Here is a 25,848-nt window from a genome sequence, read left to right on the forward strand (position 1 = left end):
GCGATTGAACGCAGACGCAAATCGATAATGCTGTCCGCTAGACTTCCGCGTAACGATTCGTTACAATGTCAACTGAGGGCCTGATTCAGATAGGTGTGGGGATTGTGTTATCGGTGATAGCGCCGCTCGTAGACGCAACAGCGTGGAGGGCCGGACTTCTCATTATCGCTGGTTGTTGTTTTGGACTCGCCAGTTGGCAATATACCGAGAGCCACCAATGGCCTAGGCTGTATTTCATCCTTGCATGTATGGTGTTTGCTGGGGGGTTCAGCTATTTTTTTTCGTGGTCCACACCCCGGTTCATTAACCCACCACCGCAGCATGCGGACCAGACATCACGAGAAAATCTTGCGAATCTTATAGTTAAAAATCACTATCATACTGACCCGCCCATAGAACGTCATGCCAAGATTTTCATTCCGCAATGGCTGCAAATCATTACTAGTGTTTTGGAGGAAAGAACTGAGCATGACTTGCAAAGCGTTATGCAGCAATTTGGCAGAAGGCCCGTTGCCCTTTCCGGAGAAGGCCTAATAGCTGAGGCAAGATTTACACTGCTTTGTTTAGAGAAAGAGGGCTATATACGAATCAAGAACTCTGTACGGGGCGGGAAGTGGTGGGGCATTGAATTTACCAACCTTAACTTCGAATTCGTTCCCCAAAAGCTTGGGCAGGGCCTTTTGTAAGATTCAATGTTTTCTTGGCTTCTTTGGGGTTTTTGGCAGAGCGGATTTCGGCACTGCTAGAACCTGGGCAGCGAGCGCCTTAAACCGATCAAACGGCGTAAGCTTCTCAAATTTATCGGTTTTTTCTATTTTACGCTTGTGCATCAAGTGCTATACGCGCCGACATGGTACTGTATAACACGGCGGCATACAGTAGTCTACAGTGGGCTAGCTTCGCTCAGCTTGGCGTGATTCGCCTGTTAACTGGTGATAAGTAAGGCGCTTGCCTGGCACCAACGAAGCAGCCGCCATGAACCGCTCTTGGTCATTGCCTTTTCTTGCATTGAATCGAAACGTTTGCTCATCCAAGTAGCGGAACAAGTGAAACGGCTCTACGCTGACATAGGTTCCCTTTAACCCGCGCTTTAATAGGCTCCAGAAGTTTTCAATTCCATTCGTATAAATCTTTCCCTCTACATAGCGCTCGGCATGATTCACGACTTTATGGGCATAATCGGTTGCAAGCTTTTTATAGGCAAAGGATTGATCCGTATAGAGCGTAGAGCCAGGTTCAACATTCTCTCGTACCGCTTTCGTTATTAATCGCGCTGAGGCGCAATCAATAACCCGCGCTCGCACTTCGCCTTTTCGCTCTAATACACCCATCACGACAGATTTCCTGAATCCGCCTTCTGCTTTCTGCATCTTGCGTTGCCGTACCCAATGCATATTTCGAGCAACGCCACCAATGAACGTTTCATCGGCCTCAACTTCACCGGATAGCTTGGTATCGAATGAATTGTGGTGGAGAGCAAACCTAATGCGATGCATCATGAACCAGGCTGTTTTCTGAGTCACGCCTAAGCTGCGCGCGATTTCATGCGAAGAAATACCATTCTTCGCATTGGCAATGAGCCAGAACGCGCACAGCCATTTATCTAAATTAATCGGGCTATCCTCAAAGATGGTGCCGACCTTGACGCTATATTGTTTCTTGCAATCCTTGCACTCCCACAGCGAACGAGTCTTGATGAATCGATACTTTTTTGAGGCACAACGAGGGCAAATAGGGCCATTCGGCCATCGCAAGGACACGGCCACATTCAAGCAGGTATCTGGATCAGAAAAATAGCGAATCGCCTCTTGTAGCGTGGTCGGGAGTGGCCTCTTCTCACTCATCGCGCACCTCCAATCTATACGTAGCCTTCTACCCTACTGAGTCAAGTATGTCAATACCGTTCTTTTCCAGGCGGACCCTTCGTCTGTTTACAAGGCGGCGGCGGTCTTCTATAGTGGGGCCACCATTTTTGAATACCGCCGGCTCTCGTGCTTTTACATACCATCCTCGATCGCTATATTTTCCGCGAATTGCTCTCCCCGTTTCTCATCAGCCTGGGGGCCCTGTGTTTCGTCATGCTGACCAAAGAGCTGCTGCGGCTCGTGGAGTTATTGGTGTCCAAGGGCGTGAGTCTTTTCGCCGTCATGAAGGTATTCGGCCACCTGCTGCCTTCCTTCTTGGTCCTGACCTTGCCGATCGCCGGCATCATCGCGTCCATTACGGCGTTCGGACGGCTCTCCTTCGATAAAGAACTGGTCGCGATGCGGGCGGCAGGCTTGAGCCTCATGCGATTGGCGCACCCTGTCCTGCTGTTCTCGTTGCTGGTCTTTGGTCTGACGCTGATGTTGGCCCAGTGGGGACAGCCGTGGAGCAACGTCAATCTGAAGAAAGTGGCGTTGAATCTCCTTCGCGACGAACTCGTCCTGGAATTGGAGAAAGGCGTCTTTAACGAGACGGTCCCGAAAATGGTGATCTATGTCCCCGATGCGGGGCCCGAACGGGACAGCAAGGGCATTTTCGTATCGGACAACCGTAATCCGGACGATCCACGCGTCATCGTCGCCCGGCAGTATTTCGTCATGACCGATCCTAAAACCAGTCAGGTGGCGCTGCAGTTGGTTGACGGCGTCATCCATAGCCAGCCCGACAATGTTGAGCTTTACCAGAAAGTCGCCTTTTCCACCTACGATCTGAAGCTGACATTCGGTGAGAATCTGTACGGGGCGGAGGAGCGGTCCTCCTTGGATGCCATCATGGCCAAGTTGGAGGCGTCAAACTGGGAGGATCCGGGCGCGTTGCGACGGCTTATGGAACACTATAAGGATTTGGCCTTTCCGACTGCGTCGTTGGTATTTTGTATTCTGGGAGTGCCGATCGGGATCGTCTCCAAGCGATCCGGCCGGATGGGCGGATTTGCCGTGGGCGTGCTCGTCGTCGTGATCTATTATGTGCTGAACGTGGCGTGCGAATTCTTGGTCACGACGCTGCTGATTCCCCCGTTCGCCGGCGCCTGGTTGCCGAACGGGATATTTTTCGTGGCGACGATTATCTGGTTCGCCAATATGAACCGACGCTGACCATGACCATTCTCTTTCGCTATCTGCTGCGTGAATACCTCAAGATTTTTGTGATGTGCTTTTCGGGCCTCATGACGATCTATTTGGTCATCGATTTTTTCGAAAAAGTGCGCAAGTTTCTGCGCTACGACGCGAGCGCGGTCGACGTGCTGACCTATTTCGCGCTGCGGATGCCGGGGATCTCGTATCAGATCACGCCTCTTGCGGTCTTGATGGCGACGTTGCTTACCATCGGCGTGCTGTCCCGAACTCATGAAATCACGGCCATGCGGAGTTGCGGGATCAGCCTGTACTGGATCGCCTCCCCGTTTCTCTTTTTTGGACTCGTGCTCGGCGTGGTCCTGCTGTTGTTTACTTCGACGATCATTCCGCTGTCATCGGCCAAGGCCGACTACATCAAAGCCACGCACATTGAGAAAAAAGCGGCGCCGGTTTCGCTCAAGTCCCCGCATCCCTGGGTGCGGATCGGCAATCGCACGCTGATGAATTTTCAGACGGTCGGTGACGGCGGCACGGCGTTGCATGGCGTCCGGCTGTATCTGCTCGGCTCGAACTTCGAGTTGCTCCAGATTACCGAATCCCGGGTCGCGCGGTTCAGCGGCCGGGGATGGGTTTTGCACGACGGCACCAAGCGCCTGTTCCGAGAGGATGGCTCGCTTCAGGTCAGTAGTTTTGTATCGGAGCCGTTGCCGCTCGCGCAGATCCCGGAGGATTTCACAACTTGGTTTGAAATGGATACGGAGACGATGACGTTCAAAGACATACGGGGGTTCGCCGCCCGATTGAGCCAGGACGGCGCGGTAATCCCGCGGCTGCTGACCGACTATTACGGCCGCGTGGCCTTTCCTTTTGTGACGGTGGTCATGGTGATCGTCGGCATCGCTTTGAGTCTCCGCCGAAGCGGTGTGCGCGGGCGAGGCATGGCTATGGGCATTGGGCAGGCCTTGGCCGTGGGCTTCTTCTATTGGACGACCCATTCGGTGTCCATTGCACTCGGACGCGGTGGTGTGTTAATGCCCATGCTTGCCGGCTGGATGGCCAATCTGGTCTTCTTGGCTTTCGGCGGGTATTTGCTGCTCAAGGTGCGGTACTGATAATGATGTCCGGGACCATTCCATCGGGCTTGGCCAAGTTGACTGCCCGACGACCTTACGGTAAGAAGACGGGCATGCGCGATCCCTGGGGTTCAGCGCTCTGACTTGTATGATGCAACGTGTCGTCATCACGGGCCTGGGAGTCGTCTCGCCGATCGGCATCGGCGTGTCATCCTTTTGGAAAGCGGCGCTCGCCGGCCAATCGGGCATCAGCGCCGTCCGTGCGTTCGATCCGTTTCCGATGGACGGATATCGGTCGCGTGTGGCGGGCCAAGTGCATGACTTCGTCGTGGAACGCTACCTGACCGCCGGACAAGGCGATCGTGTGGATCGGTACGCACAGTTTGCCCTTGTCGCGGCGAAAGAAGCACTCGCCGACTCGGGCCTGCACATGGCGGGCAAAAACGCCTATCGCGTCGGCGTGATCGTCGGGGCAGGCATGGGTGGGATGGTAATGGGCGAACGCGAAATCACCCACCTCTACGAACAGCGGCGGCCCCACCGGGTGCATCCCAATTTCATTCCGGTCATCACGCTCAACAGCGCTTCCGGCATCGTCGCGATGGCGTACGGCGCGAAGGGACCGAACCTGACTATCTCGACGGCCTGTTCTTCGAGCGCTCATGCGTTGGGCCAGGCCATGAATGCCATCCGGCATGGCCAAGCGGACGCCATCATCACGGTTGGAGCAGATGCCAGCATTACGCCGCTTGTCTTCGCCGGATTTTGCTCGCTGCGCGCCTTATCGACTAAGTTTAATGAGACACCCGAACAGGCCTCCCGGCCTTTTGACAGCGCGCGTGACGGATTCGTCATGGGGGAAGGCGGGGGCGCGTTGATTTTGGAATCGCTCGCTCATGCGAAAAAGCGGCGTGCCCGGATCTACGCCGAAGTCGCCGGGTATGCGGCGACCAGCGAAGCTCACCATATGGTCATTCCGCGCGAAGATGGGACCGAGGTGGCGACCACAATGAGCCTGGCGTTGAAAGATGCCGGCGTGGCGCCGGGCGCGGTGGATTACATCAGCGCGCACGCCACGTCAACGAGCGTAGGCGACGCGGTGGAGATCAAGGCGATTCGCCAGGTCTTTCGAGGGCGAGCCGACAAACTGGCCGTCAACGCCGTCAAATCGATGATCGGCCATACATTGGGGGCGGCGGGGGCGCTGGCCGGGATTGCGTCGACGTTGGCCCTCCAGACGGGACACATTCATCCGACCGTCAATTACGATAATCCCGACCCCGCATGCCGCCTGCCCGGTATTTCGCGCGACCCGCAAGAACGGAAGATCAAGGTGGCGCTGATCAATGCCTTCGGATTCGGCAGCAACAATGCGGCGGTGGTGTTACGAGCCGTATAGGTCGGTGCCGAAGTGACCTCCGTCCCGCGCGCCGTCTATACAGAAGGACAGAATATGATGCAGTCAGAAGTGAGCCGGAAAATCACGACCGCGTTGGCCGACTATCTCAAACGGGATCCGGCTTCGATTCGGCCCGATTATCATCTGCGCGACGATCTCGGCTTGGATTCCATGGCGGTGATCGAACTCGTGTATCTGCTCGAGGAGACCTTTAATTTGCAGATCCCGGATGAAGATCTCGCCGGTCTGACATCCGTCGAACATGTCGTCCACTATATTGAAAGCCGCCTGAAGCCCCCCTCATCCTCCAAGCCGGCCGGCAGTAAGCCGGCCGGGGTAAAGACTCCGACGCCTAACGCAACCGGTTCAAAGCCATTGTCCAAAGGCGCCAAGAAACGGTCATGAGAGGATGACATACAGACACGCGCCACAGGCCGTGCCCTTGCGCGCCATTCAAGAACTGCTCGGCGCACAGCTGATCGGCAAGGCGGACACCGTCATTACCGGCCTTTCCAGCCTGGAAACGGCGGAAGCCGGCGATCTGGCTTTCCTGGCATCCGACCGGTTTTTAAAAGCGGCGCAATCATCACGGGCCGGCGCCTTGATCGCCGCTCGGCCGGTGCCCGATGTCCACTGTCCCCTGCTGGTGGTCGATCATCCCGCCTATGCCTTTGTACGTGTTGCGCAGCAATTGTTCGTCGAACCGTACCGGGCTCGAGGCATCGCTCCGGATTTGGTGCGAGGCGAAGCGGTGTCGATCGGTCCGGATGTGTCCATCTGGCCGCGCGTGACATTGGGGGATCGTGTGTCGATCGGGGCGCGGGTCACGTTGTTCCCCGGCGTGTTTGTCGGGGATGATTCGGTGATCGGCGACGACTCCGTCCTCCATGCGAACGTCGTTGTGCGCGAAGGTTGTACCCTGGGAGCGCGTGTGACCCTTCACAGCGGGACGGTCATCGGAAGCGACGGATTCGGGTATGTGCAGCACGGCGGACGGCATCACAAGATTCCGCAGCTCGGCGGAGTGGTCATTGAAGATGATGTGGAATTAGGCGCCAATGTCGCCGTCGATCGGGCGACGTTCGGCCAGACTCGGATCAAGCAAGGCACGAAGATCGATAACCTGGTCCAGATTGCACATAATGTGACGGTCGGAGCGCACAATATTTTGGTCGCCCAAGTCGGCATTGCCGGAAGCACCGCGCTCGGCGACTATGTCATGGTCGGAGGCCAGGCCGGTTTGGCGGATCATCTTGTCATCGGAGATCATGTCATGATCGCAGCCAAATCCGGAGTCACCCGCAGCCTCGAGGGCCATCAAATCGTCTCCGGCGCGCCGGTGATGCCGCATGCGACGTTCCTCAAGGCGCAGGCCGTGATTCCACAATTACCCGATCTTCGCCAGCGTGTCCGTGAGTTAGAGGAGCGGTTGCAGAAGATTGAAAAGAAACGCGGGCCAAGAAAGCGATCCTGAGATGCCGGATTTCGTTACCGCCCGTCTTTGATGACCGCCCGCCAGAAATAAAGCTTCGCCCAAAAAAATCCTCCCCACGGCATGAGGTAGGCCGCAACCGGATGCACGTGCCCTCTCTGCATGCTGACGGTGGACACGGCAATGAGGACTCCCATTCCGGCTACATACGCGAGCGGAATCCATTTGGATCCCGGGGCCTGGGGAGCCGGGATGGCAGGATCTTTCTTTGCACGCCCCGATCGTTTGGTAGATATGGGTTTCATCCGAGAGGCGAACACGTCCGGATACTTATTCAGAATGTATTGGTGATATCGGGTTTGTGCCCACCCCACGCATCCTCCGAAGATGAGCAGGCCGGAACTCATCCAGAAGGTCGCCCATGTGTAACTCTCAGTCGCAATGAGTTGGTAGCCGAGCGCGGCGGTGCCGGCGACCATGGTCACGAGGCCGAGGAAGCCCGACGGAAAAAGGATATAGGCTTTGACATAGTTCTTGGCTCTCTCGGTGGTATCTTCGAACTGCCTGACAGTCACGAGTTTCGGCATGGACGCTCCAACGGGACAAAGGTTCGTTCACTGACCCTGCATCACGGCTATGGCCAGGCAGGTGAGGCATTATAACGCGCAGATCTACGAGAGCAAACGATCAGATGAACAAGAAGGACGTGAGTATCGCGGTGAAACGGTGGAACGACGATGCCTGCTGCGGAAATATCGACGGTGTGAAGAAATGGGGAGAAGGCGGAGCGGGCCGGCGACGGCGTTGTGATGCGGGCTAGACGGGCAGGATGTCAATAATGGAGGCCCGCTCGATGCGGCCGATATCCACCCATTGTTTCGCGAGAGGCACCAGGGCGGTCAAGCGATCCTGTACTGCTTGCAATCGATGGGAGATGCTTGGTGGTTTGCTGCGAGCTGCGACCAGAAGGAATCCGCGGAGGCCTTGCAGAAACAGCATGATGGCGGCCGCGCTGACTCGTTCAGCGGATGCATGCAACTCTTCGATGTCCTGCATGACGGAGTCCAGCCCGTCGGTAAAAAGAGACGCGTGGTCGGGCCTTGCCTGGAGTCCGGCGAGTATTTTTACTATGGCCGGAACGCGTCCCGTGACGTGGTTCAAGAACTCGGTATCCACGAAGTCCAGATCGTTAAGTATGCGACCGATGGTTCGGACATCAATGGAATCGGTCAACGGCTCGAGCTGTTCCGCCCGGCGGATCACTTCCTCGAGGATATCGCGCATTGGCTGGATCGATCGCCCGCGAGCTTGGTGCAACCGCCGGAGCGCATCAAGGATCGAACCGGCCGGCTTCTCCGTCTCGGGAGTGACGTGATGTTCGGCAAGCGTGGAAGATGTTTCGATGGGACTCGGTGTAGCGGAGGATTCTTCGAGCGGTTCACTCTTCAGCCAACTGGGCGCTTCACAAGGCAGCTCGCGAACGGCCGCTGCGAGACGGGAGAGACCTTCTTGAACCATTTCAAGGTGCTGTGCCGCGATGGTGCGATGTTGCCTCCCGGCAGAATCAAGTAAGGGAATAAGGTCAAGGGCCATATGTTCGATGGCCGGGACAGGAACGGTCGCCGCGGACTTCGCCAGATTGCTCATCCCGTCCAGCATGATCTTGAGAAGTTCGGACTGGCATTCTTTTTCCACCGTCTGATCCAGCGCTACCAGGGCCACTTGGATCTGGCGGATCCATTCGCGGGCTTCCAAGGCGAACAGGCCCAGCACTTCCTTTTCGATCGCCGCATCCAGGGCCTGCTGGGCGCTCGCCTGAGCGGCGTCATGATCCGTAGAGGGCTTGGCGGCCGGCGGTGTGGAGAGACCGGCAACCTCCCTGGTATCGACGACTGTCTGAATGACATTGGCGATCGCATCGAGACTCTCCAGCAGTGCGGCAAATTGATCGGATGAGCGGACCGGTTGTTCCGCGGTGGCTCGTCCCCGTTCTGTGAACGTGGGCGTTATGTGCGACATGTCCGGCGGAGTCAGTGCCGCCGCGATCCATGCGGATGGCGTCTGGCTCAGGTCCACCACGCGCGGAGTTTCTGCGGTCTGCGACGCGGTGTCCCGGTCGAGCGTGATCAGAGGGCGACTTGGATATTTCGGATTGATTCCGATGACGATGCCTTCTTCTCCCGTATTCAATCGAACTTTTGTGCCCAGGGGATAGACCGACAGTTGTTCCACCAGGGCCTTGATCACTTCCCTGGGGAACGCATTTCGTTCGTTGATGAAGAGTTCTCGCATCGCCTCATGCGGCAGGAACCGACGGCGATAGGGGCGAGGACTGACCAGCGCATCAAAGACATCGACCACACCGATAATCTGTGCCAATTCGTTGATCTGCCTCCCCTTGAGTTTGTTTGGATAGCCTTGTCCCATCCAGCGCTCGTGTGCCTGAAGCACGACATCGGCAAGCCATTGATAGGATTCCCCGGACTGCCGGATGATCTCGGAGCCAAGGCGTGGATGCTCCTCGATGAGGACGCGCTCGTCAGGCGCCAACCGGCCTGTTTTCTTCAAGATGTTCTGAGGGATGGAGAAAATGCCGATATCATGGACGAGAGCCGCGATGGCGAGGCGTTGCAGATCGATGCCATAGTACCCGAGTCCCATTCCGATTTTGGTCGTCAGGATGCCGACATTCAGCAAGTTGGTGATGAGCGGCGGACCGGCCGGGCCAGATAGGGCCTCAATGACCAGGCGATCTCCTTTCTGCAATGAACCGATCAGTGTGGTCGCCAGCCGGGAGATCTCCTCAAGATTGAGCGGCTGGCGCTGCTGCACGCCGGTTGCCAGGCGAGACAATTCTTCTTGAGCGCGTTCGTACCAATCCGCATGCCTCATAGTCCCCGCATCCTCTCACACAACAAGCTGATCAACGAATTTTACACTCATCCCGACCCGTACTGTGCCGGGCGATACGATTTGGATCCTATTGAAGCCGCATGGGACCGGGCGCCGCCTCGATGAACGTTGGAATCCGCTGCGCGCGCGCCTCGACATCGATCGACTACCGGTCAGCCGGCAGAATTGCCACGATGGCCTCCCGCTCTTCTTGTCCGCTTTGAACCCACTCGTGCGTCATCTCCACCACCGCCATGATGCGAGCGGCGACGGCTTCCAGCCTGTTCGGCGGCAAACCAAGCTGCCGTTGGGCGACGAGCGTGAAGAAATTGCGCAGTCCGGCCAGAAACGTCACCAGTGTGACGGCATTGATATGCTGGGCTTTTTTATGAAGGCGTTCCACTTCATGTGCCCATGACATCAGGTCATCTGTAGCAAGGGGTCTGCAAGACGGCCGCGCCTTGACCGTATCAACCACGCGCTTGATATCCGGAAGCGCCCGTTGCACATCGAGATACAGTTCATCATCTGCTCCGGTCAGTTCCTCCAGCATCCGCCGGACCGCGTCTGGTTCGATCTGAGTCTTCCCCTCTGCCGCTTCCTGCTCCAGACGGCGGATGGCATTCTGGATGAGATGTCTAGTCCAGCTTCGCGTGCGGGCGCAGGTTTCCTGCAACTCGAGAAGGGAGTTCAAAAGCGAAACGACATCAATGGCGCCGGGAGCGGATACCGGTTGTTCGACCGGCCGATCGGGATCGAGCGCGATCCCCGTGGCAGTTCCCACCGAGGCTCGGACGAGGCTGAACTGTTGTCGGACGATGAAATAATCCTGATTGGTTGCCGTGGTTCTGTCCCGGATGATCTCGATGAACGGAAGCAGGGCGAACGTGGCGCGTTCGACATCGGGAAGGTTGATCGTAGCGGCGGACCCGCCGAGGCTTGTAATGGCCCGCACGATGGCCTCGACAAGTTGACTGTGGCGGTCCGATGCCGGCTGGCTTCCCAGTTCGGTCAGCGCCGCATCAATCTGGACGAGCCATTCCTGTGCTTCCTGTCCGAACAGTTCGACCAGTTCTTTCTGAAATTCATCCTCGTTGTTGTGGGTGTCGGTAGACACGGGGGATTGTCCTCATGATGAACGGGTGTCGGGACCGGCGATGAAGGAAGACAGAAAGATCAGCGTGCGCTCTGTCCCAATTGAGAGGCCAGGCCTGCAATCTCAGCCAGCTTCCGCGCCATGTCTTCCAGCCGGCGGTTCGATTGATCCGCCAGGTGTTCCGCTTCCGTGGCACGCTTGGCGAGCTGAGTGGACCGCTCGCGTTCGCTCGCCAAAACGGTGTCCAGCTCTCGCGCCCGGTTCACCGCCTGCTCGAATTCCGTCACCTGTTGGACGAGGATGGCAGCCTGCTGTCGTTCCGACGAGAGCGCGGTTTCAAATTGCGCGCATCGCTCCCGCTCCGCGATCAAGGCCGCGTCCAGTTCTTTGGCTCGCGTCGAATCTTGCTCGAGATCGACGATTCTATTGCGCAACTTGGCCGACTGCTCGCGTTCCGACGAGAGTCTCGCCTCCAGATCCTTGACCCGTCCTTCCAGATCCTCCAGCGCGGTGATTTGCTGCACGAGCTGTGTCGCCGCATCACGCTCGGCCGCGAGGGTGGCTTCCAGTTCACTGATACGGGCCGCCTTGCGGGCGTCCTCCGCGGACATATTGTCGGCGAGTAGAGCGGCCGCTTCCCGCTCGGTAGCCAGCGTCGATTCCATTTCTGCGAGACGGACTGAAAGTGGTTCGACTTCGGCCGCCCGCGCGGCGAGTTCCTCCGCGCGCCGTTGTTCATCGACCAGGCTCGCGGCGAGTTGCTCCGCCCGCTGGGAGGATTCCTGATTGCGCGTTTGTTCCTCCAGCAAGGAAGACCGTAGCGCGCGTTCACATGCTTCCCACTCGCGGCGCGCTTCGGCGAGAACCTTCTCCAGCTCGACTGCGCGCTCGATGAGCGGTTCCGCCTCCTTCCATTTGGTCTCGATCTGATGCGCGCGGTCACCGGCATCCTGAAGGGCGGCCTCGAGTTCCACGATGCGGGCCCGCAACGCGTCGCCGTCCGCGGCGGAGGAAGATTCCGGGATGGGGTTGGCCGGCTGCTGCGCCACGGCTGAAGGCATAGCCGGCTCCGGTTCGGTCTTACGATGGTCCGGAATCCGCTCCTCCGGATTCGGCATGCGATCCTGCTGGGTAACCTCGACATTGAGGTTGCCGTTGCTTGTGGCCGACGATGCCGCGTGCGCCTGTGCCTTGTCGCGGTGCTTCGAGAGGAGGTCTTGCACCCGATCTTTCAGCGAGGTTCCCTGAAAAGGCTTCTTCAGGACACCGTCTGCGTGACAGCACTCGGCTTGCCTCGTGACTTCGTCATTGACGATTCCAGAGATGAGCAGGACCGGGACAGCGGCCAGATTCGGCTGGGCTCGGACGAAGGAGCAAACTTCGTATCCGCTTTTGTCGGGCATGATCACATCCGACACGACCAAGTCGGGACACTCCCGTCCGAGAAATGCCATTGCCTCCGTCCCATTGGCGGCGAGCGAGACGACCATGCCCGCCTCAGTGAGGAGACGTTCCGCAACCTTCCTGACGGCAATGCTGTCATCGGCGATTAAAATCTTCGGCATGAATGAGTCCTCACACGTGGCTGTGATACCCGGAACCTTCGGCCAAGGCTCCCTTCCCAAGCCGGGCCAGGTGAATAATGCTGAGCTGTTCATCGCCGACCGAACAAATCCCGACGATGTCCGACTCATCACTGGGCCGTTCCTGAATGGTGGATGAATCCACCATGTGAAGCGATGGAATCGACGGATCGATACAGACCGCCAGAGGGCCGTCCTCGTGCTTGATAATCAGGCAGAGGGCGCCCACGGGATTGATGCGGCCATTCAGCTTCGCGGCCAGGTCGTATACCGGCAGGCATTCCTTATCGATTCGGATCAAGGATGTGACGAACGGGGTATTGCTCGGAACCGGCATCGCTTCGGGCCATGGACGCACCCCCGCGATTTCCTCCGTACGCGCGGCCACTTGCCGGCCGCCTACTGAGAACATGAGCAGCCCCCGATGTTTCCCGAGAGCCGTCTGTCGCTGGTGCGCGGGAAGTGACAGGCGCTGTTGAGATCGTAACAAGGTCTTCCCCTACTTTACCGGTTCGGCCGGAATCTGAACGTGTGGCACGCACGCCGCGGCGTCACAGGACGGCGTGTCTGTGCCATCCATCGTCATACAGGCTTGAAATGCGTCAATGCGGCTGTTCGTCTCAAGGAGCCACAAAGGATTCACAATTAATGCGATGGTGCTCTTATAGAACAGGATACCCGAGAGGCGGATTCGTTCAGTGCTCCTGAACTGTACCGGAAGAGGCTGCAGATCCATCCGGTTCGTATCGATTAATTCGAACACCCGGTCCACGGCAAACGCGCAGAGGCATGTTCCGCTTCCATAGAGGATGACACGTCTATCGATGGATTCCGCTGCCGAGGCGAGGAGGAGGCGGTATGCCAAATCCGTCACAGGATAAGTGGCTCCGGCCCACCGAACATCGTGGCCGAGGCCCGCTTCTTCGGGGGTCAGGATTCCGCGCACCCAGCCGGCGGGAAACGCCAAGACGTAGGGCCCGCATCCGGCTATCAGAAATCTGACGGCCGATTGAATGGCCGTGGCTGTTGGTTTATGACTGCGGAGCGCCATGACAGTCGTATTGTGTCAAGGAACGAAGAAATCACCAACGGTTTGCTTACTTTTAAACCGGACTCTCAATCCCGAGCCAATGCTGAATCTCTTGAATCAAAGCCCGTTCCTCAACCGGCTTTGCGATATAACCGGAGGCGCCGATGTTGATCGCCATTTGGCGGTGCTTTTCACCCGCCCTGGTCGTCATGACCAGAATCGGCGTCTGTTGGGTCTGTGGCCGGCCGCGCAAGGCCTGGATGACTTCAAATCCGTTCAGTTTCGGCATCTCCAAATCGGTGATGATGAGCCGGTAGGCCTGCGCGGAAGCTTTGCGAAGACCTTCCTCGCCGTCCACGGCCGTGTCCACCGTGTATCCGGCCGCTTCCAGCATGCGTCCGACAAACTTACGGATGCTCAGTGAATCATCGATCAGTAACAGCGGCCGATGTTGTGCCCGCGTTGGCGCTTCTGTGGGCGGCTCAGGAAGCCCATCCAAGGCCTCCGTGAGCGGGCCCATTGTCGCCAGAGGCAATGCGTCTCGATACTCGCGGGTGGTAAGCCGGCTGACATCGAGCACGAGGATGATTCGGCCCTCGGGATCGATGGTGGCGCCGCCGAACACCGAACGCTCAAAGGGCTTCAATGCGCCCAAGGATTTGATGACGATCTCTTGGCGTCCCAGCAACTCGTCCACGGCGCAGCCCAAGGGCCCGGTCGCGGTTCTGACGATGACGACGGGCGTGGCTTGATCGACAAGACCGGTCGCGCGCCGGAGCAATTCCGCGAGCGGATGGACTTCTATCGCTTCGCCCCCGACATGGAGAATGCTTCGGTCTCCCATTTGTTGCAGCGAGGTCGCCGATGGCATCGTGACTTCTCTGACGCTCGGAAGCGGAATGGCATAGCGCGCATTTTTGACCCGCACGAGGAGTGCGGTTGCAATCAACAGCGTCAGCGGCAAATGCATGGTGAATTTTGTTCCCTGCCCTTGCACCGATTCGACTTCGATATGTCCGTTCATGGTCTCAATGACCCGCTTGACAACATCGAGCCCGACCCCCCGCCCCGCCTGGTCCCCGACGGATTCGGCTGTGGAGAATCCCGGGACGAAGATGAATTTGATGACCTCCGATTCCGGCAGGGTGTCGGCCGTCTCTTGCCGGATGAGACCGAGACGAACAGCCTTCGCCTTGATCTTCTGGAGGTCCAGGCCGGCGCCGTCGTCTTCAACCTCGATAATGACGGAGTTGCCCCGATGCGCGGCGTGAAGATACACGGTGCCCGAGGTGGGCTTGCCCCGGGACAGGCGGACGGCGGTCGGTTCAATGCCGTGATACACCGCGTTACGGACGAGATGCACAAGCGGATCGACAAGGCGTTCGACAACCCCGGTGTCAATTTCCGTATGTTCACCGGAGGTGACGAGGTTGACTTCCTTGCCCGTCGTTCGGGCCATTTCTCGTACCGCGCGCCGGAAACGGGTAAAGGGGGTTCCGATCGGGACCATGCGGGCCCGGGCGATTTCGTCGCGCATGCTGAGCGTCAATTGCTGAAGCTGGCCCATGTCGTCCTGCGCCCGCCGAATGGATCCGCTCAGCTGTGACATGGATTCGGCGATGTCGGCGGTCACTTCGCTGATCCGCCTGGCCAGAATGTTGAAATCGTCATACTTATCCAGTTCCAACGTCCCGAATTCGCTCAGACCGGGAAGCGATGGAGATACGGCCGGCGCGGGAGCGGCCGGCATCGGCTGGAAGGAAAAGGAATGTTTGTCTTCGAAGGAACGCACGGCATCGATCAGGCGCGTTTTATTGGCCAGGACCTGGTGAGAGAGCTCCTCAAGCACGCGCAGCCGTTGCTCCAACCGACCACGATCGATCACCAATTCACCGACCAGATTCAATAATCGTTCGAGACGGTCGCGACTGACCCGGATGACCTCTCGCTCCTCAGCGGACTTGACGGCCGGCGCCTGCGTGTGGTCTGGGCTTCCGATGGAAGCAGCCGGCGCCCCGTCTACGTCTCGGCCATCCGGCGCTTCCACGAATCCTGAGGGCGGCGCAGCGCCCGGCATTTGTTCAAGCTGCTTCAATTCCCCCATGGATGCGCAAAAGCGCGTCCTTGTCCGAACAACGATGGAGGGATCTCGCCGCATCAACGTCTTGATCACGTCGATGGAACGGAGTAACAGATCCGTATGTCCCGGCAATACCTGTAAACGCCCTTCGCGCACGGCGCCCATGAAATCTTCGATGTGATGCGTTAGGTCGCCGATTGATTGAAATCCCACCGTATAGGCGGAGCCCTTCAGTGTATGGGCCGCGCGGAATAACTGATTGATGATATCGGGATCGCGTGATTCCTTCTCTAACCGCAGCAGCAAGCCTTCCAAGCTTTCGAGATATTCCTGGGCTTCCGGCGCGAAATAGGAAAGCACTTCTGCATCAAGATCGGGCACCAGATACTCGTCCGGATACGCTTCCTCCGGGTGACCGGCCTGCTGTTCCGGGTGGTCCATTGAGGCGTCCGTCTTGACCGATGTGCCGACGCCGCTTGCCTGTGCGGTGTTGCCGATCGATACAGTCGTGTCCGTTTCAGCCCCCGCTTCCAACCGACGTAACAGGACCATGACCTCAGTCAGTTCGTGTTTCAAGATGTCAATCCGGCTGGCGTCGCGCCGCATGAGGGACCGAATGAGCATCACGGCCCGCCTTATCCCGGGAATCCAAGTCGGCTTGATCTCAGTGCGCTTTTCGCGCACGGCAATCATGCAGGTTTCAAGCGGATGCACCACGTCTCCGATGACCTGAAATCCGACTGTGTAGGCCGAGCCCTTGAGGGTATGGCACACACGATAGAGTTGCTGAACGGCCTCCGCGTCTTGTGCGGCGTGCTCCAGGCGCTCGGTGAGAAGATCGATGGTGTTGAGATACTCTTCGGCTTCGGGCGCGAAATAGGACAGGACTTCCGCGTCCAATTCCGGCACCAAATAGGTATCAGAGACCTCCGCCCCAGCCGAAACCTGTGAAACCTGCGCCTCCACATGGGATTCACCGGATGAGAGGAATGCTCCGACTCGGCGCGAGAGATCCTCCAGTGGTTGAGCATTCTCGGTTCCGCCCTTACCGATGATCTCGATTTGTGCCTGGAATGAACGCACGATCTCTCGAAGCAACTCGACTGTGCCGGGCCAAGTTGCTTCCGCCATGGCTCCGGGGTCGTTGAGCAGCGTCTCGATGTGCTCGCCGAGCCGGCCGAGTCCCGGAAACCCATAGAGAAGGGCCGCTCCTTTGAGCTTGTGTCCGATGGTCTGATGGCCGCGCATGTCGTCCGGCGTCGGGTGGGACTTTCCGGCCGGGTGCAGCACGGCCGACAGCATGGCCATATCATCGCCGGCTTCCGCCACGAAGATGCCGACCAGTTGCTCGCGATCAAACTCATTGCTCATTCGAACACTCTGCTCCGAACGGCGATGCGGCCGCCGCTCTGCTGGGCGCTGATCTATGCGATTTTGAACTGCGCCACTGAACTGGTCAGTCCCTCCGCCAGCTTAGCCATGTCCTCGATCGTGAGTCGCGTGGAATCCGTCGCTTTCTGAGTCGCGACTGCGCCGCCGGTGAATTCCTTAATGGCTCGTCCTACCTTATCCGTGGAGGCTGTTTGTTCGGCCGCCGCGCTGGCGATGTTCTGAGCCAGTTCCGAGGACCGTTGAGCAATCGCAGAAATTTCCGAGAACACGTCGCCCGTCTTGAGGGCGGACGCCGATCCGGCTTCCACCGCTTGTGTTTCGTGCTCCATCGCCACGACGGCATCCTGTGTCTCCGTCTGAATCACTTTGACGAGATCGGCAATTTCGCGGGTGGCTTGAGTGGAGCTTTCCGCCAGTTTCCGAACCTGATCCGCGACGACCGCGAACCGGGCACCCGCTTCTCCCGCGCCCGCCGCCTCGATCGCTGCGTTGAGGGCCAGGAGGTTTGTCTGATTGGCAATGTCGCGAATGGTGGATACGATCTGGGAAATTTCGAGGGAGCGGTCTCCGAGGCCCTTCACTTGCTTGGACATCCGCTGCACGGCGGAACGGATACTATGCATGTCGCGCACGGTTTCCTGCACGGCGTCGTTTCCGCGTTCGGTGGCAGCCAACACCCGTTTGGCCGACTCCGAAGAGGCGCCGGCCGTATCGGCCACCTGGCGCATGGATGACGCCAATTGTTCGACGGCATTCAACGTCCGGACGGATTCTTCCGCCTGGTGGCGAGCCGTGCCGGACATCTGGCCGGCCGAATCACGCAATGTTCCGGCCGATTTATTGACGCGCTCTGCAGACTCGCGCACTTGCTTCAGGAGTTGCCCGAACCGTGCGGTCATCAAATTGAATGCGTCGGCGAGGTTGCCGAACATATCCGCCGTCACTTCGCCTCGTTTGGACAAGTCGCCTTTTCCGACCTCCGAGACGAGGACGAGAAACTGCATCAACCGCTTTTGCATGACATCCCGTTCTTCCTCGGTTTGCACCAAGGCCGTGATCCGGTCCAGCATGGAGTTGAAGGCCTTCGCCATCTGTCCCAATTCATCCTGCGAGTGCACCTTGGCGCGCGCCTGGAGATTTCCGCCGGCCGCTTGGGTCGCCACATTGGCGATATGGCTGATACCGCGCGCCAGAAACCGGGCCATGAGGTATCCGATGCCGAATCCCAACGCGACGGCGACGATGCCGCCGACCACGAGAAGGATCGTTCCGTTGGCAGCGGCCGCCTGAGCATCCTCGTTCAAGTCCTTGGCGACATCCTGCATGCTGACGACCTGTTCGCTGTGTCGCTTGATCGCCTGTTCAAACAGCGGCGTGAGATTGACCGTCAAAGCCAAGACGCCGAGGGCCCGCATTTGCTCAGCTTGTCCTGGAGACAGGAGTTTTTTATCGAAACTGTCGGCCATTGCGCTGAGCGCGCCCTGCGCGTCTTGAAAATACTGTTGCAGCGCAGACTCCAGTAGAGCCATGTCCTTCGCCTCATCCCGTCCGGACCGTGAAATCCGTAGCGTCGTCGCCTTGTAGTCCGCAATGTTCTTGGCAATGCCCTGCTTCAGCGGTTCGAGTTTGGCCGCTTCCTGAAGAAAGTCGTCTTGCTTTGTAGCTTGGGCGAGGTCCAACAGAATCTGGTGATGGCGCGTCAACGAGGTTCCGAGTTCGGCAAATTGCGCGAGCGGGACCGTATATTCCACATATACGGTCTGCGATTGGGAGCTCAATTGGCGCAGCGTGGCGATACCGACGCTGGCCATGACCATGATGATGACACTAACGATGCCGAAGCTCACCAGCAGTTTTGATTGTGTCTTAAGGTCTTGAAAGCGATGCATGACACCTTGCCCGACCATGGTTGCCTCCTTGTTCTAACTCGCGCCGGCGGCGGACCGGAGAGACCGACTGGAACGGCGGCGGGGTCTTCCTTTACGCGATTCATGTCCGATCATTGACTTTGAAGTACGGCTTCTCCTCCATCGATTTGCGCGAAGACTTGCGGCACCTCGATCACTCCTCCCAGCCGCTCTTCCAGACGGAGCACGGATGAGACGAATGGGCGCGCGCCGGCCGGGCCGGAATGCGCGGCCGGGAGGAGGTGCTCACGCGGGACGGATCGGATTTCGGGGACGTGATCGACCAATACCCCCACTTGTCGGGGACCATGTCGAATGACCACGGCAAACGGCAAGGAGACATCGGCGACCGACAGCCCCAGACTGGCCCGAAGATCGAGAAGCGGTATGACGGTGCCTCTCAAGTTGGTGACGCCGGTCAACATGCTGGGCATGCCGGGAACAGCCGTCACCGTTTCGACTTCGAAGACTTCGCGGATGTTGCGCAGATCGATGGCAAATAATTCCCCGCCCAGGCTGAGGACGCACATTCGCAGGGACATGTCGGGCCTGTGCGACGGTGATTCACCCTTCGAGTGAGAGACGAACGGAATGGCGGATGTCGGCCCATCCGCTCGCGGGGCAGGCAGGTCGGCCATCGGTCAGTTCATCGCTTTTTTGACGGCCGCCAACAGATCTTCCGCTTTGAACGGTTTGACGACATAGCCGTTGGCGCCTTGTTGTTGTCCCCAAAACTTGTCGCTTTCCTGTCCCTTGGATGTGCACAGCACGATCGGAATATTCTTGAAGCGATCGTCATTCTTGAGATCACGGCAAGCTTGGAACCCGTTGCGCCCGGGCATGACGACGTCCAAGACAATCACATCCGGCTTGTCGGCGGCCAGCTTGTCTTCCAGTTTGTCGGTATTGGGATAGGAGACGACGGTATGGTTGGCCGATTTCAAATAGCCTTCGATCATTTGCAGTTCCGCGTACGAATCATCGACGACGACGATCTTGCTCATGCGTGTTCCTCCTGGTGATTCCGATGTTGGGACGTGGACCGATGATTTCCCCTGCTACCGCATGGGAAGGACAATGCTGATGGCTCCCGCCAATTCTCCTTCTTTCCACCCTTCTTTTTTCATGCCGGTGATATCCCGCTCGCCTTTCGGACCGCCATGGCAGTTCAGGCAGGACGCCGCGGCGTATTCCGGGTCCATCATACGCAGGACCGGCTTACCGTCGATCATCGTCGCCTTGCTGTACGCCTGTCCTTTCGGATGGCGGGAATCGGCGAAAATGCGTAACACTTCGGACTCGAAATCGTCCGGCTTATTGCCGGGATACCGATAATCCGCGCTCGTCAATTTGAGACGAATCCCGGTTTTTCGGTAAAAGCGTTCACCGGCCTTTCGCGCAAACACGGCGGGAAGGAAGCCCTTGAACCCCACTCCGACTTTATTGATGACCGGTTGCGATTCATCGACGACTTCCTTTTCCGACTCCACGAGGGCCAGAAGGAGGCCGGCTTGCGGCAACCCGTTGGGGCGACTGAGATCAATGCGAGTCTGTTTACGGAAGCGCTCCATAACCTGTCCCGCGACGAAGTCTCCCGTAAAATTCTTATTGGCCTTGGCCGCATCATTGATCAGCGCCTGATGTTCAGACAGGACGCCGCGGCCGATTTGTAGCACCTTGATGAGCAACTCCGCGGTTTCAACCTCGCTGTTCGCCTGAGCGTGACTGCCCCAGCTCAGGACAGCACCCAGGAAGCCCGCGGCCAGAAATGTCATCCGGAAATGATTCACCATACCCTCCTCCTTCTCCCTTACTCATAACGCGGCATCATCATGCGACCTGTGTTCGGGCGAGGAACGACGCAGTCCGAGCAAGACCAGTTCGCAGCATGCACAGGGAGCTGTTCCGAATGTAGGCATACGTTGTGGCACCGGATCGACTTGTGCACGAACAGTGCCAGGGAAAACAATTACTTAGGTGGAGTTGAACGAAGAGAAGAAACTCTGTGATTTTCTCAGTGATTACAGAAGAACGGCCAAGTATAGCTAGTATAGGCGAGAGCGGGCGGTTCGTGCCCCTTCTTGTTCAATTCTTCAAAGGAATGACAAAATTTTGGCAATCATCCGGGCGACGGCTCTCGTTCCCAGAGCTGTTCCTTCTCGCCCTGGTGATGAGCGATCCACCGAGACAGCACGAAACAGGCGTCACTCAACCGGTTTAAGAATCGGACGATGTCCGGAGCGATGGATTCCTCCCTCCCCAACCGGACGCAGATGCGTTCCGCCCGCCGGCAGATCGTGCGCGCTTGATGCAGCAGGCTCGCGACTCGCCCCCCGCCCGGCAACACAAATTCCTTCAGCGGCTTCAAATCCATTTGGCAGGCATCAATCAGTTGTTCGATCCTGGCAATATGGTCTTGGGTCACCGTCGGCATATTAGGGAATGATTGCCCGGGCGCGGTAGCCAGAAGCCCGCCGATGTCGAACAGTTTGTTCTGAATCCATCGAAGTTCCTCTTCCAACCGCGCGGAAGCCGGTCCGGAGAGAGGAGCGTTAAAGGCTCGCACCACCCCGATCGACGCATTGAGCTCATCCACCGTTCCGTAGGCTTCAACCCTGAGACTGTCTTTCCAGACTTCCTGACCTCCGGCCAGTCGGGTTTGTCCGAGATCTCCCGCTTTTGTATACACTTTGGTAATGCGCATGTCGGACCTCCGTTTTACCGCAACCGCTCCCAGACGGGAGTGAGATTCATGTGTTGTTTGACGTGATCCGCCCACCGATCGAGTTCGCCCTGTTGTCGCCCCGTGGCGGCCTGCGAAACAGAGAGGTCCAATGGCGGTAATGCTTTGCGCTGCCGGACACGATTTAGCCAAGCTCGCCGAAATGCCGGCTCATCAAAGACTCCATGGATATAGGTCCCCCAGATGAGTCCGTCTTCGCGTACAGCCCCCTCCCATAGGTCATTTTCAGGAACGCTGCCCGGCTGGTGACCGGACACCTTCGTCAAGCGAAATGAGGGCCTATGCCGATGACGCAATGTCTGGCCCATGTGAATATGATACCCACGGACGGCAAGCGCAGAGGGCGGATCAATATGTAGTGCCACTCCTTCCACCACTGTCGTCGCTTTGTCGGTTTGTAGGGTGGTCGCAATGTCCAAGAATCCCAGGCCGCGCTCTTTTCCACCGGCCTCGACGGTATATGGATCGTCGATCCAGCCGCCCAGCATCTGATAGCCACCGCAGATGCCCACCAATTCCTTGCCACTCTGAACATGCGGCTGCAGGGCATCATGCAACCCATGCTGCTTCAGATATCGCAAATCGGCAAGCGTATTCTTGGTGCCGGGAATAATGATCACGTCCGCCCTTCGTAAGTGTGCCGGTGAGGCACCATACTGCAATGCGACATCCGGTTCATTCAGGAACGCATTGAAATCGGTGAAGTTGCTCATGTGGGGCAACAATAGCACCGCCACATTCACGAGTTCAGGGGCGAACGGCCCGGACCGGCGCAGGTCGATCTGCAGCGCGTCCTCCTGGTCCAGATGTAACGGCCGAAGGAAGGGAACCACACCGAGGACCGGAAGACCGGTGCGCTGCTCGATATAGGCCACACCGTCCTCAAACAATGCCCGATCGCCTCGAAACTTATTAATGACGATGCCGATCATGCGGCGCCGCTCTTCCGGGGTCAGCAGATCCAACGTTCCGATGACCTGCGCAAACACGCCTCCCCGGTCGATGTCCGCGATCAAGAGCACGCCGGCGTCGGCCAAATGGGCGACCGGCCAGTTCACCACATCGCGGTCTCGGAGATTGACTTCCGCCGCGCTGCCGGCGCCCTCGATGACGATCACCTCATACTGCCGCGCCAACCGCTGATAGCTGTCGCGCACGATCTCAAACAGCGGCACGCGGGCTTGAAAATAGGCGGTCGCCTCCAGCTTGGTCTGTACTTTCCCCCGCACGATGACTTGGCTGGAGGTATCGGATTCCGGCTTCAGCAGGATCGGATTCATGTCAACATGCGGTAAAATCCCGCAAGCTTCGGCTTGAAGAGCCTGGGCTCGCCCGATCTCCCCGCCCTCGGGCGTGACGGAGGAGTTCAGCGACATATTTTGGGCCTTGAACGGAGCCACTGCCCGTCCGTCGCGGCGCAGCAGTCGGCACAGGCCGGCAGCGAGAATGCTTTTGCCCACATCGGAGCCGGTGCCGAAAAGAGCGATCGCCTTGGTCTGCCGGCCGTGACGGGAGTTGCCCATCGTTACAACGCCTCGAATCGGTAACTCAGGCCTCCATAGAGAGCGATCCCCGGGGCCGGGACGACGAACCGTTCGAGTGCGCCTCCGCCGGTCAACACGTTTACCGCCATGATGCCGCTCGTGGAATATTTCTGATCCAACATATTATTGATCATCAAGAAGCCGGTCAGCCGGCCGCCGGGGACAGGGCGCTCATAGCTGATTCGGCTGTTCAGGACAAAGTAACCCGGCAGCCGGGGTTGAATATTATTTTCGTCGTTCAGGAAAAACTGTGTGCTGACATAGAGGCCGATGAGCGAGACCGTCAACCCTTCGACCGGATGTGCATTGGCAGTTAGACTTAATCGATGCTTCGGGACTTGCGGAAGCGTATCGCCGACTTCCACGGTTCGGGTGGAGGCCAGATTGAACGCCGTCCGATATTCCGCCTGAGTATAGGTGTAATTGATGATCCCTTCCAAGTATTGGTTCAGACGTGCCTTCACCGTTCCCTCGACGCCCCGGCGCCGCGTCTTATCGACGTTCCGGTTCTGGCCGTCGCCGAAACTGAAATCGCAGAGTTGGCACGTAAAAAGAATCTCGTCGCGAGTGTCGATCTGAAACAGTCCCAGGGCCGCCTCCCCCCATGTGCCGAGGGCCGTCTTTGCCCCGATCTCATAATTGCGCGTCTTGACCGGCTTCAAGTTCGGATTGGAGCCGAACGACGCGAGCGCAAACAGCTCCTGGAACGTCGGCACGCGAAATCCTTCGGTATAGTTGAAATAGACGCTCGTGGCCGGCGTCACCAGATAGGTGAGCCCTCCTCGCGCGGTCGTACGATTGAATCGCCGGGCTCCGTCATTGGCCGGCGTGATATTATCGCCGAAACCGATTTGATCGTGATCATAGCGGGCGCCGCCGGTCAGGATAAGGCGTGGCGTGAGATGCACCGTATCTTGAACATAGAGTCCGGTGCTGTCTTCGTTGGTGGAATCGACATTGGGAAAGACGCCGGGGAACCCGATAATCGTGGCGGCCAGCCGATTTCCGAAGTCATTCCGCTGGTACTCCCCTCCGAGCACGAGCTGATTGCGAAACCCCAACGGCGCGGACTCCTGCGTCAATTGAGCCGTCGCGCCTTTAGATTCCGTTTTTGTCAGCCGATTGCTGATCGAGGTTTGCCCGACCGTGAAGAGCTGTTGATTCAGATGGCGATAGAAGGCGTTGACATTTAGGGCGAACCCGAATGGCAGCGCCTGGCGCCCCACAAACCGAACGACGTTCGTTTCCTTGTCGTCAAAATCGCCGGGCGTGAAGTTCGCCTTGCGATCGAAGGCGGCCAGGCTCAGCGGCAGGGAGCCCGCTTGCAAGAGATGGTCGGTGACATAGGTATATGAAATGGAGAGATCCGTGCCGTCGGTCGGTTGGTATCCGATCTTGCTGAAGAATCGAGAGAGGCGCGCGTCGGACTGGTCGCGAAAGCCGTTTTCGGTCTCTCGGGTGAAGCTGGCAAAGTAATCAAATTTGCCGATCGGCCCGCTGGCGGTCACGTTGTAGCGTTCGCGATTAAAGCTGCCGAACATAGTTTCGCCGGTCACCTGCCGCTTTTCCGCCCCCCGCTTGGTGACGATGTTGATGACGCCGCCGAGAGCGTTTTTCCCGTAGATTGCGGCGTTGCCCGGCAGAATTTCGATCCGCTCGATTGATTCGAGCGGAATGAGATCAAAGTTGACCGTGTTGAAATCCGGCTCGTTCATCCGCTGGCCGTCGACGAACACCATGGTGGAGGGGACCGGTTGTCCGTTGAAGCCGCGCAAGTCGATCGTCTGTTGGAAGGCATTGCCGACTTGATCATACATCACGATGCCGGTCGCCCACTGGACGGCTTCCTGAATGGATTTGGCGCCGGTCTTTTTGATGTCCTCGGACGTGATGATGCTGATTTTGGCGGGCAGCTCTCTGGCGTTGACCGGCGAATCGGGAAGTCTCGTGCTGGTCACGACCACTTCTTTGGCTTCGATCGTCTCATCTTCCCGCGCGTCGGCAGGAACGGCCTGGAGAAGAAAACCCAGGGCGATGATCGCGCACGGATACAGGCTGGTCCATCGTGGTTTCACGGCCCATTGTCCCTTTCGCTCGAAGGGCTGAATGGAATAAGTTCGACAACCGGATCTCCTGACTTGCGGATCAACGCGTCCTCTGCGCCTTCCCAGTGGACCTGTTAGGCGTGAAGGTCGTCGTAAGCAAACAAACTCCTCACGCTTACGCCCTCACGCCCCACGATCCATACCAGTGGCCTGTGCAGAGTTACTTCCCGCTTACAGTGGCGGCACCGTGATGGCTTCACACCATCTTCCCCGATTCGTGAACGTTCCTTTACATACTCCCTTGTCGGTTAGAAGGCGGTACCCCAATCCCCATTGATACGCCGAGAGACCGGTACCTGATCTTTCGGCAAGCGCGGCGAATCGGCATTGACTTAGCCCGCATTATTCATGATCGCTTCTACATTCATGATCGCTTCTACTGCAACTGCGGATACGCCGCTACGACAAGCCTGGCCGTGAAGCCGGTGGCAAAAAACCTCTCCGCCGCGATTTGATCGAACGCGGCGGGTCAAGCGAAGCTTGGTATGGCGGGCGGGCTCGCCGCTCGGT

Annotated in this window: 21 protein-coding genes and 1 riboswitch; of the genes, 6 read left to right on the plus strand and 15 right to left on the minus strand. The window is 58.1% G+C overall.

All coding sequences use genetic code 11. The annotated features are described in order from the left end of the window. Positions 1–893: 893 nt before the first annotated feature. Positions 894–1,844, minus strand: a complete 951-nt coding sequence (locus ACWGXE_RS10680) for an IS1595 family transposase (RefSeq protein WP_447603580.1) — start codon at positions 1,842–1,844, stop codon at positions 894–896. A 147-nt stretch (positions 1,845–1,991) separates the two neighbouring features. Between ACWGXE_RS10680 and lptF the strand changes: the two genes are divergently transcribed. The 5 genes from lptF to lpxD all read left to right on the plus strand — a co-directional run bounded on the left by lptF (position 1,992) and on the right by lpxD (position 7,008). Beyond that, complete coding sequence (lptF, locus tag ACWGXE_RS10685; RefSeq protein WP_447603581.1) at positions 1,992–3,080, plus strand: LPS export ABC transporter permease LptF; 1,089 nt, start codon at positions 1,992–1,994, stop codon at positions 3,078–3,080. Beyond that, a complete protein-coding gene (gene lptG, locus ACWGXE_RS10690) occupies positions 2,966–4,174 on the plus strand; it encodes an LPS export ABC transporter permease LptG (protein ID WP_447603583.1) in 1,209 nt (402 codons plus the stop codon). The genes lptF and lptG overlap by 115 nt, the downstream gene beginning before the upstream one ends. Positions 4,175–4,283: 109 nt before the next feature. Then, the gene (gene fabF / locus ACWGXE_RS10695; RefSeq protein ID WP_447603585.1) at positions 4,284–5,534 is read left to right on the plus strand and encodes a beta-ketoacyl-ACP synthase II; all 1,251 of its coding nucleotides are present in this window, start codon (positions 4,284–4,286) and stop codon (positions 5,532–5,534) included. Positions 5,535–5,588: 54 nt separating this feature from the next. Then, on the plus strand, positions 5,589–5,939 hold the full coding sequence (locus ACWGXE_RS10700; protein WP_447603586.1) for an acyl carrier protein: 351 nt from the start codon (positions 5,589–5,591) through the stop codon (positions 5,937–5,939). A 4-nt stretch (positions 5,940–5,943) separates the two neighbouring features. After that, positions 5,944–7,008, plus strand: coding sequence for a UDP-3-O-(3-hydroxymyristoyl)glucosamine N-acyltransferase (gene lpxD, locus ACWGXE_RS10705; RefSeq protein ID WP_447603588.1), 1,065 nt, complete (start codon positions 5,944–5,946; stop codon positions 7,006–7,008). Between the two features lie 14 nt (positions 7,009–7,022). On the opposite strand, the gene ACWGXE_RS10710 is transcribed toward lpxD, so the two are convergent. Further along, a complete protein-coding gene (locus ACWGXE_RS10710) occupies positions 7,023–7,553 on the minus strand; it encodes a hypothetical protein (RefSeq protein WP_447603589.1) in 531 nt (176 codons plus the stop codon). A 104-nt stretch (positions 7,554–7,657) separates the two neighbouring features. Between ACWGXE_RS10710 and ACWGXE_RS10715 the strand changes: the two genes are divergently transcribed. Next, positions 7,658–7,786, plus strand: coding sequence for a hypothetical protein (locus ACWGXE_RS10715; protein ID WP_447603591.1), 129 nt, complete (start codon positions 7,658–7,660; stop codon positions 7,784–7,786). Here ACWGXE_RS10715 and ACWGXE_RS10720 read toward each other — a convergent pair. The 13 genes from ACWGXE_RS10720 to ACWGXE_RS10780 form a co-directional block, all read right to left on the minus strand. After that, positions 7,783–9,858 carry an HD-GYP domain-containing protein gene (locus ACWGXE_RS10720; RefSeq protein WP_447603593.1) on the minus strand — a complete coding sequence of 692 codons (2,076 nt, stop codon included), beginning with the start codon at positions 9,856–9,858 and terminating at the stop codon, positions 7,783–7,785. The genes ACWGXE_RS10715 and ACWGXE_RS10720 overlap by 4 nt on opposite strands. Positions 9,859–10,024: 166 nt before the next feature. Next, positions 10,025–10,975 (minus strand): hypothetical protein, encoded by a 951-nt coding sequence (locus ACWGXE_RS10725; RefSeq protein ID WP_447603595.1) that lies wholly within the window; start codon positions 10,973–10,975, stop codon positions 10,025–10,027. Positions 10,976–11,034: 59 nt separating this feature from the next. Further along, the gene (locus tag ACWGXE_RS10730) at positions 11,035–12,519 is read right to left on the minus strand and encodes a response regulator (protein ID WP_447603596.1); all 1,485 of its coding nucleotides are present in this window, start codon (positions 12,517–12,519) and stop codon (positions 11,035–11,037) included. 10 nt (positions 12,520–12,529) lie between these two features. After that, entirely contained in the window at positions 12,530–12,949 is a 420-nt protein-coding gene (locus tag ACWGXE_RS10735) for a chemotaxis protein CheW (RefSeq protein ID WP_447603598.1), read from the minus strand. 87 nt (positions 12,950–13,036) lie between these two features. Next, positions 13,037–13,588, minus strand: a complete 552-nt coding sequence (locus tag ACWGXE_RS10740) for a chemotaxis protein CheW (RefSeq protein WP_447603600.1) — start codon at positions 13,586–13,588, stop codon at positions 13,037–13,039. 52 nt (positions 13,589–13,640) lie between these two features. Beyond that, positions 13,641–17,018, minus strand: coding sequence for an Hpt domain-containing protein (locus tag ACWGXE_RS10745; RefSeq protein ID WP_447603601.1), 3,378 nt, complete (start codon positions 17,016–17,018; stop codon positions 13,641–13,643). A 53-nt stretch (positions 17,019–17,071) separates the two neighbouring features. Continuing rightward, positions 17,072–18,946, minus strand: coding sequence for a methyl-accepting chemotaxis protein (locus tag ACWGXE_RS10750; protein ID WP_447603603.1), 1,875 nt, complete (start codon positions 18,944–18,946; stop codon positions 17,072–17,074). Positions 18,947–19,038: 92 nt separating this feature from the next. Further along, the gene (locus ACWGXE_RS10755; protein WP_447603605.1) at positions 19,039–19,584 is read right to left on the minus strand and encodes a chemotaxis protein CheW; all 546 of its coding nucleotides are present in this window, start codon (positions 19,582–19,584) and stop codon (positions 19,039–19,041) included. Positions 19,585–19,587: 3 nt separating this feature from the next. After that, on the minus strand, positions 19,588–19,950 hold the full coding sequence (locus ACWGXE_RS10760; protein WP_447603606.1) for a response regulator transcription factor: 363 nt from the start codon (positions 19,948–19,950) through the stop codon (positions 19,588–19,590). A gap of 54 nt (positions 19,951–20,004) precedes the next feature. After that, a complete protein-coding gene (locus ACWGXE_RS10765; RefSeq protein WP_447603607.1) occupies positions 20,005–20,739 on the minus strand; it encodes a Tll0287-like domain-containing protein in 735 nt (244 codons plus the stop codon). 326 nt (positions 20,740–21,065) lie between these two features. Next, positions 21,066–21,650 (minus strand): cob(I)yrinic acid a,c-diamide adenosyltransferase, encoded by a 585-nt coding sequence (locus ACWGXE_RS10770; protein WP_447603608.1) that lies wholly within the window; start codon positions 21,648–21,650, stop codon positions 21,066–21,068. 14 nt (positions 21,651–21,664) lie between these two features. Beyond that, positions 21,665–23,212 (minus strand): cobyric acid synthase, encoded by a 1,548-nt coding sequence (locus tag ACWGXE_RS10775; RefSeq protein WP_447603609.1) that lies wholly within the window; start codon positions 23,210–23,212, stop codon positions 21,665–21,667. A 2-nt stretch (positions 23,213–23,214) separates the two neighbouring features. Continuing rightward, positions 23,215–25,308 carry a TonB-dependent receptor gene (locus ACWGXE_RS10780; protein ID WP_447603611.1) on the minus strand — a complete coding sequence of 698 codons (2,094 nt, stop codon included), beginning with the start codon at positions 25,306–25,308 and terminating at the stop codon, positions 23,215–23,217. Between the two features lie 31 nt (positions 25,309–25,339). Continuing rightward, positions 25,340–25,585, minus strand: a riboswitch (cobalamin riboswitch). Positions 25,586–25,848 lie beyond the last annotated feature (263 nt).

It is taken from the genome of Nitrospira sp. Nam80, from assembly GCF_965152575.1.

Bases quoted from the DNA above. Each gene is read 5' to 3' on its own strand.
- ACWGXE_RS10680 (WP_447603580.1), bottom strand. From the start codon at position 1,844: ATGAGTGAGAAGAGGCCACTCCCGACCACGCTACAAGAGGCGATTCGC.
- fabF (WP_447603585.1), top strand. From the start codon at position 4,284: ATGATGCAACGTGTCGTCATCACGGGCCTGGGAGTCGTCTCGCCGATC.
- ACWGXE_RS10700 (WP_447603586.1), top strand. From the start codon at position 5,589: ATGATGCAGTCAGAAGTGAGCCGGAAAATCACGACCGCGTTGGCCGAC.
- lpxD (WP_447603588.1), top strand. From the start codon at position 5,944: ATGACATACAGACACGCGCCACAGGCCGTGCCCTTGCGCGCCATTCAA.
- ACWGXE_RS10710 (WP_447603589.1), bottom strand. From the start codon at position 7,553: ATGCCGAAACTCGTGACTGTCAGGCAGTTCGAAGATACCACCGAGAGA.
- ACWGXE_RS10715 (WP_447603591.1), top strand. From the start codon at position 7,658: ATGAACAAGAAGGACGTGAGTATCGCGGTGAAACGGTGGAACGACGAT.
- ACWGXE_RS10720 (WP_447603593.1), bottom strand. From the start codon at position 9,858: ATGAGGCATGCGGATTGGTACGAACGCGCTCAAGAAGAATTGTCTCGC.
- ACWGXE_RS10730 (WP_447603596.1), bottom strand. From the start codon at position 12,519: ATGCCGAAGATTTTAATCGCCGATGACAGCATTGCCGTCAGGAAGGTT.
- ACWGXE_RS10735 (WP_447603598.1), bottom strand. From the start codon at position 12,949: ATGTTCTCAGTAGGCGGCCGGCAAGTGGCCGCGCGTACGGAGGAAATC.
- ACWGXE_RS10740 (WP_447603600.1), bottom strand. From the start codon at position 13,588: ATGGCGCTCCGCAGTCATAAACCAACAGCCACGGCCATTCAATCGGCC.
- ACWGXE_RS10745 (WP_447603601.1), bottom strand. From the start codon at position 17,018: ATGAGCAATGAGTTTGATCGCGAGCAACTGGTCGGCATCTTCGTGGCG.
- ACWGXE_RS10750 (WP_447603603.1), bottom strand. From the start codon at position 18,946: ATGGTCGGGCAAGGTGTCATGCATCGCTTTCAAGACCTTAAGACACAA.
- ACWGXE_RS10755 (WP_447603605.1), bottom strand. From the start codon at position 19,584: ATGGCCGACCTGCCTGCCCCGCGAGCGGATGGGCCGACATCCGCCATT.
- ACWGXE_RS10760 (WP_447603606.1), bottom strand. From the start codon at position 19,950: ATGAGCAAGATCGTCGTCGTCGATGATTCGTACGCGGAACTGCAAATG.
- ACWGXE_RS10765 (WP_447603607.1), bottom strand. From the start codon at position 20,739: ATGGTGAATCATTTCCGGATGACATTTCTGGCCGCGGGCTTCCTGGGT.
- ACWGXE_RS10770 (WP_447603608.1), bottom strand. From the start codon at position 21,650: ATGCGCATTACCAAAGTGTATACAAAAGCGGGAGATCTCGGACAAACC.
- ACWGXE_RS10775 (WP_447603609.1), bottom strand. From the start codon at position 23,212: ATGGGCAACTCCCGTCACGGCCGGCAGACCAAGGCGATCGCTCTTTTC.